The organism is Amycolatopsis sp. NPDC021455 (assembly GCF_040640995.1).
Lineage (GTDB): Bacteria > Actinomycetota > Actinomycetes > Mycobacteriales > Pseudonocardiaceae > Amycolatopsis.
The window spans coordinates 163,253-172,860 of the sequence record NZ_JBFACT010000010.1 but is presented as its reverse complement, the minus strand read 5'-3'; the positions used below and the strand labels follow the sequence as shown (position 1 = coordinate 172,860).

At 71.9% G+C, this 9,608-nt stretch carries 10 protein-coding genes; 3 read left to right on the top strand and 7 right to left on the bottom strand.

The window, feature by feature from the left end; genetic code table 11:
* Positions 1 to 118: 118 nt before the first annotated feature.
* From AB0G28_RS16085 to AB0G28_RS16070, 4 genes are all read right to left on the bottom strand, one after another.
* Complete coding sequence (locus AB0G28_RS16085; RefSeq protein ID WP_361088862.1) at positions 119 to 625, bottom strand: hypothetical protein; 507 nt, start codon at positions 623 to 625, stop codon at positions 119 to 121.
* 82 nt (positions 626 to 707) lie between these two features.
* Positions 708 to 2,003 carry an MFS transporter gene (locus AB0G28_RS16080; RefSeq protein WP_361088860.1) on the bottom strand — a complete coding sequence of 432 codons (1,296 nt, stop codon included), beginning with the start codon at positions 2,001 to 2,003 and terminating at the stop codon, positions 708 to 710.
* Positions 2,004 to 2,084: 81 nt separating this feature from the next.
* Positions 2,085 to 2,591 (bottom strand): flavodoxin domain-containing protein, encoded by a 507-nt coding sequence (locus AB0G28_RS16075; RefSeq protein WP_361088858.1) that lies wholly within the window; start codon positions 2,589 to 2,591, stop codon positions 2,085 to 2,087.
* Positions 2,592 to 2,691: 100 nt separating this feature from the next.
* Positions 2,692 to 3,825, bottom strand: coding sequence for a nitric oxide synthase oxygenase (locus AB0G28_RS16070; protein WP_361088856.1), 1,134 nt, complete (start codon positions 3,823 to 3,825; stop codon positions 2,692 to 2,694).
* A 455-nt stretch (positions 3,826 to 4,280) separates the two neighbouring features.
* On the opposite strand from AB0G28_RS16070, the gene AB0G28_RS16065 reads away from it, so the two are divergent.
* Positions 4,281 to 5,285, top strand: a complete 1,005-nt coding sequence (locus tag AB0G28_RS16065; RefSeq protein ID WP_361088854.1) for a GTP-binding protein — start codon at positions 4,281 to 4,283, stop codon at positions 5,283 to 5,285.
* Between the two features lie 71 nt (positions 5,286 to 5,356).
* Complete coding sequence (locus AB0G28_RS16060; RefSeq protein ID WP_361088852.1) at positions 5,357 to 5,617, top strand: hypothetical protein; 261 nt, start codon at positions 5,357 to 5,359, stop codon at positions 5,615 to 5,617.
* Here AB0G28_RS16060 and AB0G28_RS16055 read toward each other — a convergent pair.
* Positions 5,614 to 6,207 carry a TetR/AcrR family transcriptional regulator gene (locus AB0G28_RS16055; protein WP_361088850.1) on the bottom strand — a complete coding sequence of 198 codons (594 nt, stop codon included), beginning with the start codon at positions 6,205 to 6,207 and terminating at the stop codon, positions 5,614 to 5,616. The genes AB0G28_RS16060 and AB0G28_RS16055 overlap by 4 nt on opposite strands.
* 26 nt (positions 6,208 to 6,233) lie before the next feature.
* Between AB0G28_RS16055 and AB0G28_RS16050 the strand changes: the two genes are divergently transcribed.
* Complete coding sequence (locus AB0G28_RS16050; RefSeq protein WP_361088848.1) at positions 6,234 to 7,496, top strand: MFS transporter; 1,263 nt, start codon at positions 6,234 to 6,236, stop codon at positions 7,494 to 7,496.
* On the opposite strand, the gene ligD is transcribed toward AB0G28_RS16050, so the two are convergent.
* Positions 7,493 to 8,506 (bottom strand): non-homologous end-joining DNA ligase, encoded by a 1,014-nt coding sequence (ligD, locus tag AB0G28_RS16045; RefSeq protein WP_361088846.1) that lies wholly within the window; start codon positions 8,504 to 8,506, stop codon positions 7,493 to 7,495. The two genes, AB0G28_RS16050 and ligD, sit on opposite strands and share 4 nt — an antisense overlap.
* Entirely contained in the window at positions 8,503 to 9,582 is a 1,080-nt protein-coding gene (locus AB0G28_RS16040) for an ATP-dependent DNA ligase (RefSeq protein ID WP_361088845.1), read from the bottom strand. The genes ligD and AB0G28_RS16040 overlap by 4 nt, the downstream gene beginning before the upstream one ends.
* Between the last annotated feature and the right edge of the window lie 26 nt (positions 9,583 to 9,608).

Below are 9,608 nucleotides of genomic sequence, written 5' to 3'. Positions count from 1 at the left end.
TGAGTTCACCACACGGGCAGCGGTCCGGAAAAGACTGCGAACCAGGTATTTCTGGGACGACGGACACAGCGCATACCGGCCGAAAGACGACCAAAAAGGACGAACGAGGACCAAATTTTCAGTGCCCGGCGGCGTGAGCGGCCTCCCGGACCGCTCCGGCGACGTCCTCGCGAACGTGCTCACTCACCCCCACGGGGGAGACGTTGGCACCCGGCTGCCCCGAGCCGCCGACGGTCACGAACCGGATTCCCGGGTGCGCGGCCGCCTGCGAGACCGCCACGGCGGTGCCCGGCTGCCCCACCGTCACGATCACGTCGCAGCGGCGCTGCACCAGGGAGTTCAGGTACGGGAGGTAGTTCGCGTCGGTCGCCGGTCCCGCCGCGGCGAGGTAGGAGACCTTGGTCGTGGTGTCGGCGGACGCGTCCTGCAGCCCGGCCCACACCGGTGGGACGCCGGGGCTCGCCAGCCCCTGTTCCGCCGTGAGCAGGCACGTCGAAAAATCGGCGTACACCCGCGCCCGCGCGGGCGGCAGGCCGTCGTCCCCACCCGACGGCCACCACACCACCAGGGCCGCCACGCCCACGACGACGGCACCGGCCGCCGCGACCACCCACCCACGCCGCACGAGACCCCTCGCTCCCGCGCCCGGTCCCGGGCGCACCCCGGTAGTGTGCCGGGCGACGACCTGCCGGGACCAGAGCGGGTGGCTACTTCGCGCTCGCCGGGGCCGTCGTCACCGCCGCCTCGCCGAAGCGGATTCCCTTGGCCTCCTTGCCGATCGCGGTCAGGACCGCGACGGCGACCAGCCCGGGCACGACCGTCCACACGAGAGCCGAGGTGTACCCGTGGGACTGGGCGATCGCCTGCTGGATCGGCAGGTTCAGCGCCGCGAGAAGGTTGCCCAGCTGGTAGGTCACGCCCGGGTAGAACCCGCGGATCGCGTCCGGGGACATTTCGGTCAGGTGCGCCGGGATCACGCCCCACGCGCCCTGGACCATGATCTGCATCAGGAACGAGCCGAGCGCGAGCATGCCCGCGCCGTGGTCGAAAGCGAAGATCGGGACGATCGGCAGGCCGAGCACCGCCGCCGTGACGATCGTGCGGCGGCGGCCCAGCCGTTCGGACAGCGTGCCGAAGGTCAGCCCGCCGATGATGGCGCCGACGTTGTACAGCACCGCGATCCACGTGCTCGTCGACGCGCTGAGCCCGGCGCCGCCGTTCTCGTGGGCCTTGAGGAAGCTCGGGTAGACGTCCTGGGTGCCGTGGCTCATCCAGTTGAACGCCGTCATCAGCAGGATCAGGTAGCCGAACCGGCGGATCACCTTCGGGTTCAGCAGGATGTCCTTGACCGACGTCCGCGTCACCCGCAGCTTCTCCCGCGCGGCCTCCCAGACCTCCGACTCGCGGACCCGCGCCCGGATCAGCAGGCTGATCAGCGCCGGGAAGATGCTGAGCACGAAGATCCAGCGCCACTCCAGCCCGAGTGCCGAGTGGAACAGCAGGTACGCGAGCGCGGCCAGCAGGTACCCGATCGAATAGCCGACCTGCAGCAGGCCGGAGAAGAACCCGCGGCGTGCCACCGGGATCTTCTCCATCGCCAGCGCCGCGCCCAGGCCCCACTCGCCGCCCATGCCGATGCCGTAGACGAACCGCAGGATCAGCAGGACCGTGAAGTTCGGGGCGAACGCGCACAGCAGGCCGGCCACCGAGTACAGCAGGACGTCGGCCATCAGCGGGATCCGCCGGCCCACGCGGTCGGCCCACAGGCCGAACAACAGGGCGCCGACCGGGCGCATCACCAGCGTCGCCGTCGTGATGAACGCCAGCTGCGTCGCCGTCGCGCCGAACGACTTGTCCTTGGCGATGTCCGCGAGGACGAAGACGACGAGGAAGTAGTCGAACGCGTCCATGCTCCAGCCGAGCAGCGCCGCGAGGAAGGCGTTGCGCTGATCCGACGTAAGCGCTTTCTTCGCCGGGGTGGGTTCCGCCTGCCGTTCTGTCACGTTCGCCCCGTCCCGTCGGTTTTTCACCGGAAGACCTCAGGCACGGTGTAGCACCCACCACCCTCGGCGGGCAAGAGCGCCTCAGAGCGTGACGCGAGTGCGGACCCGGCGGCCGACGTCCCGCGCCCAGGCCTTGATCCGGTCCCAGTCGCGGAAATCGCCGGCCCGCTGCCCGGACGCCATCAGCCGCGGGATCAGGCCGCGCACGGTCGCCGGGTCCAGCCGGCCGCCGAACGTGGCGGTGCGCTCCGCGTCGATGCGCGCGGCCAGCATCGCCACGTTGGCCGGCAGGCTGACCTGGTGGGTCGCCGCGCCCGGGCCGCACGGCCCGCTGTGGAACAGCCAGACCGGGCGCTCGGCGAGCGCCCGGGCGTTGCGCTCCAGCAGCCGGACGGCCTCCGGCCGCCACCGGTGGTAGTACAGGGCGCTGCCGACGACGACCGCGGCGTATTCGCCGACCCCGGCCACGTCGGCGGCGTCGCGCACGTCCACGGTCAGGCCGGTTTCGCCGAGCTCGGCGGCGATGACCTCGGCGATCTGCCGGGTTCCGCCGTGCCGCCCGGCGTAGGCGACGAGGACTGCGGTCATGGGTCCATTGTCGGCCCTCCGGCGCCGGACTGCGCCGTGGGGCGGACACGATCCGCCGAACGGGCGCTATCACGTTGCTCTTCGACAACACCCCTGGTGTTCACTCCGGCGGCAGGAACGCCGGCCGCTGCGCCGGGTCGGGGTCGTCGTAGTAGCGGTGGAACACCGCGGTCTGGCCGCCGGACAGCGGCGGCACGATCCAGCTCCAGTCGGCCGGGCACCGGCGCCCGGCCCGCTCCTCGCGCTCGACGTGGGACAGGAACCGGTGCGACTCGGTGTGGTGGTCGGCGAGGCTGACCCCGGCCGCGTCGAACGAGTGCTGGACCGCCAGGGTCAGCTCGACCAGCGCCCGGTCGCGCCACAGCGTGCGGTCGGAGGCGGTGTCCAGGCCCATCAGCTCGGCGATCACCGGCAGCAGGTCGTAGCGCTGCTCGTCGGCCAGGTTGCGGGCCCCGATCTCGGTGCCGAGGTACCAGCCGTTGAACGGCGCCGCGGGGTAGGTGACGCCGCCGATCTCCAGGGGCATGTTGCTGATCGCCGGCACGGCGTGCCAGCGCAGGCCCAGCCCGGCGAACCAGCGGTGGTCGGGATGGGTCAGCGGGACCTCCAGGACAGCGTCCGGGGGCAGCGTGAACAGCCGCGGCTCCCCGGTGTCCGCCTCGACCAGCAGCGGGAGGACGTCGAACGACCCCCTTCGCTCGGGAGGCCGCCAGCCGAGTCTTCGCACCCGGTCGGTGAACTCGACGTACCGGGGGTCGCCGAGGACCGAACCGTCTTCGAGGCGGTACCCCGCGTAGCGGATGAGCTGCTCGTTGTGGATGCGCGGCCCCGGCGCGTCCGGGGTGCCGGGGGCGAAGACGGTGACGGTCGGGCGGATCCGCCCGCCGCGGGTGGCCTGGCGGAGGTGGGCGACGCACTCGCCGGCGATCGCGGCGGGCTCGGTGACCCGGCGCCGGTCCCGGATCCGGAGGCTGCGCCAGTACAGCCTGCCGATGCAGCGCGCCGAGTTGCGCCACGCGACGCGCGCGCCGTAGGCCAGCTCGGCCGCGGTGTGCCGGTAGGTGCCCGTTTCCGCGATTTCGGCGCGCACCTGCGCCAGCCGGGTCTCGAACCGGTCGCCTTCTTCGGCGGCGCCTTCGGCGAACATCCGGTCCAGGAATTCCTCCGCTTCCGCGGAATTGACACCCTGCTCCCCCGAGACGCGCTGAGGGTAAAGCGTGATCGGGGTCGTCACCCGCTCGGGTGTAACCGTCATCGCGCTACCCCACTCTCCGAAATCGTGATCTGCATCCCGACGAAAAGGTTCACCGTTCCTCCGATGGTCGCCCACGACACCGCGCCCGGAAGTGCCCACTGCCCTGGGACTTCCGGTCAGGCGGGGGAGGATACCCCACGTCCGCCGAAACGCACTCCGCCGGTCGTGACCGACACTCCGTACGCTCCCGCAATTCCACGTCATCCCGGTGAAGGCTGAAAAAACAACCGCTACCAAGCGTTATTCGGACATGGCACAACGCATTTTCCGTCAATCGATCACTGGGGACGACGAAACCGAAGTGATCGTTTCTCGCACCGGCCGACTGCGTCTTTTCGTGGGTATTCGCCGAACGGCCTTCTCCGGGGGCGGCCGCCCGTGTATGGGAGCGGCGGCGTTAGAGTCACGGTGATCGGGCCGAGGGAGGGAGTTTCGTGAGCGCCAGGCGCATCCCCGTGGTCCTCGTCGCCGGGTTCCTCGGCGCGGGCAAGACGACCCTGCTCAACCACCTGCTCGCCAACCGCGAGGGCGCCCGGGTCGGTGTCGTGGTGAACGACTTCGGCCAGGTCAACGTCGACGCGCTCGCCGTCGCCGGCCAGGTCGACACGATGGTCTCGCTCGGCAACGGCTGCTTGTGTTGTGCCGTCGACGCGAGCGGACTCGACGCGATGCTCGGGCGGCTGTCGAGTGCCGAGGCGGGCATCGACGTCATCGTCGTCGAGGCCAGCGGCATCGCCGAGCCCAGCGACCTGATCCGGCTGATGATCGCCAGCGAGAACCCCGACATCCGCTACGGCGGGCTGGCCGAAGTGGTGGACGCCGCCGAGTTCGAGGCCACCCGTGAGCGTCACCCGGAGCTGGCCGACCACCTGCGGCTGGCGGATCTCGTGGTGCTGAACAAGGCCGACCGGGTGCCCGACGGGACGCTGGCCAAGCTGACCGCGACCGTGGAAGAGCTGGCGCCGGGCCGTCCGCTGCTGGTCACCACGCACGGGCGCGTCGACCCGCGGCTGTTCTTCGACCCGGAACCCCGCGGCGAGCGGGTCGGCCAGCTGTCGTTCGACGACCTGCGCGAGGAAGACGACCACGCGGAGCACCTGCACGCCCACTACGACACGGTCACCTTCACGGCGGAGACGCCGTTGGCGCCCCGGGCGTTCGTCGGGTTCCTGGAACGCCGCCCGGCCGGGCTGTACCGGATGAAGGGCCAGGCGGACTTCGGCGCCGGGTCGCGCTTCCACCTGCACACGGTCGGCGGGTTCGTGCAGCTGGAGCGCTCGGCCTGGCCGCCGGGCGCGCCGCACCGGACGGAACTGGTCCTGATCGGCGCCGGCATCGACACCGGCGCCGTCCTCGCCGAGCTGGCAGGGTGCGTGGCACCCGATCCGTCGGTGGTCGACGAGCGCGGCCTGCTGCACATCCTCCGCTACCTGCCCTGAAGGCCTTCCCGCCACGCCGAAGATCGGCAAATGCCCCGGGGTCGCACCCGCCGCGACGGAGACTGACGGCCATGACGACCACCGCGGTGAGCGCACCACGCTGGTACCTGGTCGGCGTGCTGCCCGAAGACGTCCCCCTGGCCCACCTGATGACCCGCTCCGGCGACCTCCGCTACCGGCGTTCGGCGTGCGGCGCACGGGAGTCTCGCAGCTGGAAGCCCCTGGACCTGGCCACGTCCGAGGTGACGCCGTGCCCGGCGTGCGCCGCGACGCTCTCCGGCGTCGCCTCGGCCGATGGCGAGGACCAGCTCGCGCTCGACCTGCGGGTCTAGCCGGTCAAGGTCACCGCGAGCCGCTTCGCGGTGACGAACGGCCGCGTGCTCCGGTCGAGCACCGACCTGACCGCGGCCCCCTCGAGCAGGAGCATCAGCTCGTCGGCCAGTTCCTGGGCACGGCCCGTGGTTTCGAGCTGTGCCCGCAGGTAGCCGTGCAGCGCGGTCTTGTGGTGGCGGACGACCTCGCGGACCGGGTCGGCGGGGTCGGGGAACTCCGACGTCGCGTTGAGGAACGCGCAGCCGCGGAAGCCGTCGCGGGACAGCCAGGCTTCGTACGCGTCGAACACGGCCAGCACCCGCTCGCGTCGGTCGGTGTGGCCGGCGGTGATCCGGTCGATTTCCGCCTGCCACAGCCGGTCCCGCTCCCTCAGATACGCGACGACCAGGCCGCTCTTGGAGCCGAAGTTGCCGTAGAGAGCGGCTTTGGTGACACCCGCTTCGGCCGCGACGGTGTCGACGCCGACGGCGTGGATGCCGTCGCGGTAGAAGAGGGCCGACGCGGCTTTGAGCACCTTCGCTCCCGCGTCGCCGGGACGGGTACGGGCCACTCGCGCCTCCGGGTTCAGCTTGGCTCTGCTTGACACCATACAGACCTGTCTGTTCAGTGGGTGGCATGGTGACCGGAACGGAGGAGAAGACGACCGGCTGGTGGGCGCCCGCCGCGGCGGGCGCGGGCGTGATCGCCCTCTGCTACGGCTTCGCGCGGTATGCGTACGGGCTGTTCGTGCCCCGGTTCAGCGAGACGTTCGGGCTCACGACCACAGCGGTGGGTGTCCTCGGCGGCCTGTCCACGGCGGGCTACGGAGTGGGGCTGCTGGTGTCCCCGGTGACGTCCCGCCGGTCCGCCCGCGGCACGGTGCTGCTGGCCGGGGCCTCGGCCACGCTCGGGTTGGCGCTCATGGCGGCGGCCCCCGGGGTCGTGGTGTTCGGGACGGGGATCGCCTTCGCGGGCATCGGCGCGGGGCTGGTGTCGCCGGGGGTGGCCCAGCTGATCGGCGAGACGGTCAGCTCGCGCGTCCAGGCACGGGCACAGACCTGGGCCAACACCGGAACCGGGCTCGGGCTGGCCGTGTCGGCGTTCACGCCGCTGCTCGCGTTCGGCTGGCCCGCGATCTGGTGGACGTTCGCCGCGCTCGGCGCCGGGATGACGGTGCTCGCCTGGCGGACTTTGCCCCGGTCTCCGGAAGTGCCGCGCGCGGGCGGATCCCGCCTCGCCGGGCGACCCTTGCCTGAGCGGGACCAAACCCCCGCAGTCACCGGCCGTGGGCCGGCCGAGCAGGAGGACAAAACCCTGCTCACCCGGCGAGCCTCGCCCCGGCCGGATCGAAACTCCGCAGCCGTCGGTCCGCTGGTGGTCAACTCCGTCCTCATCGGAGCGACCAGCGCGCCGTACTGGACGTTCTCCCACTCCCGGCTCGCCGAAGCCGGGCTGAGCACCGTGGCCTCCACCCTGTGCTGGGCCACGATCGGCGTGGCCGGGCTGCTCGGCGGTCTCGCCGGACGGGCCGCGAGCCGCACCGGGCTGCGGAACGCCAACCTCGCCGCCTGGACCATGGCGGCCGCCGGGATCGCCCTGCTGGCTCTGCCCCGGCCGGGGATTGGCCTGGCTCTCCTCTCCAGCGCGCTGTTCGGTGTCTCCTACATGGCGCTGACCGGGCTGTGCATCCTCTGGGCCACGCGCGTGTTCCCGGCCCGGCCCGCGCGCGGTGTCACCTGGTCGTTCGCCGGGCTCGGTGCCGGGCAGACCGCCGCGTCACCACTGGCCGGGGCCGCGGGCTCCGCCGTCGGGCTGGCCGCCGTGTTCGGGGTGACCGGCCTCGCCGCCCTGCTCGCCTGGGGCCAGCGCTCTCCGCGGCTCGCTCCGCCGTCGTCCTAAGTGGACTGATCCTTCTTCGCCCGGCTCGGCGCGACGCGCGGCGGCTCGTTCGGCATCTTCGGGTACACCGGCGGCCACGGCGCGTCCATCAGCCCGTTCGCCATGTCCGCTTCGGACATCTCCAGCAGCGGCTCGATCGACTGCGGCCGCTCCCCCGCCCCGGCCCACGGATCTCCCCGCTCGGCGACGCGGGCGGGCACCGTGCTCAGCGTGAGCGTGTCGGGCTCGATCGTGTCCAGTTCGTCCCAGGCGATCGGGGTGGACACCTGGCCGCCCACGCGGGGCCGCACGCACCAGGTGCCGAACACCGTCTTGTGCGGGGCGTTCTGGTTGAAGTCGACGAACACGCGCGAGCCGCGCTCCTCCTTCCACCACTGGGCGGTGATCTTCTCCGGGTGCCGGCGTTCCAGCGCCCGGGCCAGCGCGACCGCGGCGGCCCGCACCTGAAAGCCGTCCCACCGCGGTTCGAGCATCACGTACAGGTGCAGGCCCCGCGAGCCGGACGTCTTGAGGTGGCCCTCGATCCCGTGCTCGGCCAGGAACTCCCGGGTCAGCAGCGCGGCCTCGCGCAGCTCGCCGAAGCCGATCCCGGGCGACGGGTCGAGGTCGACGCGCAGCTCGTCGGTCACCTCGGGCGTGTCGGCGAGGAAGGGCCAGACGTGGAAGCCGAGGCAACCGAGGTTGACCGCCCAGAGGATGTGGGCCAGGTCCTTCGCGACCAGCGCGTCGCTCGTCGTGCCGTTCGGTGTCGAGACGACCGTGGTCGTCAGCCACGACGGCGTGCCCTTCGGGACGCGCTTCTGGAACCAGTTCTTGCCGCCGGCGCCGTCCGGGTAGCGCTCCAGCAGCAGCGGGCGCCCGCCGAGCCGCGCCAGCAGCGGCCCGCTGATCGCCCGGTAGTACTCGACGAGGTCCAGCTTCGTCTCGCCGCGTTCCGGGAAGTAGACCTTGTCCGGGCTGCTGATCCTGACCTCGACGCCGTCGACGTCGAGCAGCACCGCGCCGCTCATCTCGCCTCCCCGAACAGCTTCGTGAGCTCGGCGGGCGGCGCCTCGTCGAGCTGGGCGTACGTGCAGGACTCCGGCGTGCGGTCGGGCCGGAACCGGACCAGCCGCCCGCCGTGCCGGAACCGGCCGCCCTCCAGGTGCTCGTAGCGGACCTCCGCCACCCACTCCGGGCGCAGCGGCTCCCACGAGAGGTCCTTCTGCGGTGCCCACCGGCTCATCGCGCCGGGCTTGCGGCCGGGGTCCGGTTCGTACTCGGCCCAGGTGCGCCAGGGATGGCCGTCGAGCGCGTTTTCCCGCAGTGGTGCCAGTTCCTCGACCAGTTCGCCGCGCCGCGCCTTCGTGAAGCTGCTCGCGACGCCGACGTGGTGGAGCACGCCCTCGTCGTCGAACAGGCCCAGCAGCAGCGAACCGACGCCGGCGCCGTCCTTGTGCCACCGGAAGCCGGCGACGACGCAGTCCGCGGTGCGCTCGTGCTTGACCTTCCACATCACGCGCTTGTCCTGCTCGTACGGCTCGCCGGCGGGCTTGGCCATCACGCCGTCGAAGCCCGCGCCCTCGAAGCGGGTGAACCAGTCCTCGGCCTGCGCCGGGTCGTCGCTCAGCGGGGTGAGGTGGACGCGCTGCAGCCCTTCGGCCGCGGTGCTCAGGATGCTCTCGAGCTGCTTGCGCCGCTCGCGGAACGGCTCGCCGGTGAGGTCGGTGTCGCCGAGGGCGAGCAGGTCGAAGGCGATGAAGCTGGCCGGCGTCTCCTCGGCCAGCTTGCGCACGCGCGACGCCGCCGGGTGCAGCCGCAGCTGCAGCGCCCCGAAGTCGAGCCCGGCGGGCGTGACCAGGACGATCTCGCCGTCCACGACGCAGCGGGGCGGCAACGCGGCGGCCAGCAGCTCCACCAGCTCCGGGAAGTAGCGGGTCAGCGGGCGGTCGTTGCGGGAGCCGAGCTCGATCTCGCCGCCGTCGCGGAACACGACGCAGCGGAAGCCGTCCCACTTCGGCTCGTACAGCAGCCCCGGTGCACGAGGTACCTCGTGCACCGCTTTCGCGAGCATCGGCCGCACCGGCGGCATGACGGGCAAGTCCACGCGGCGAGCTTAAAACACGGGTACGA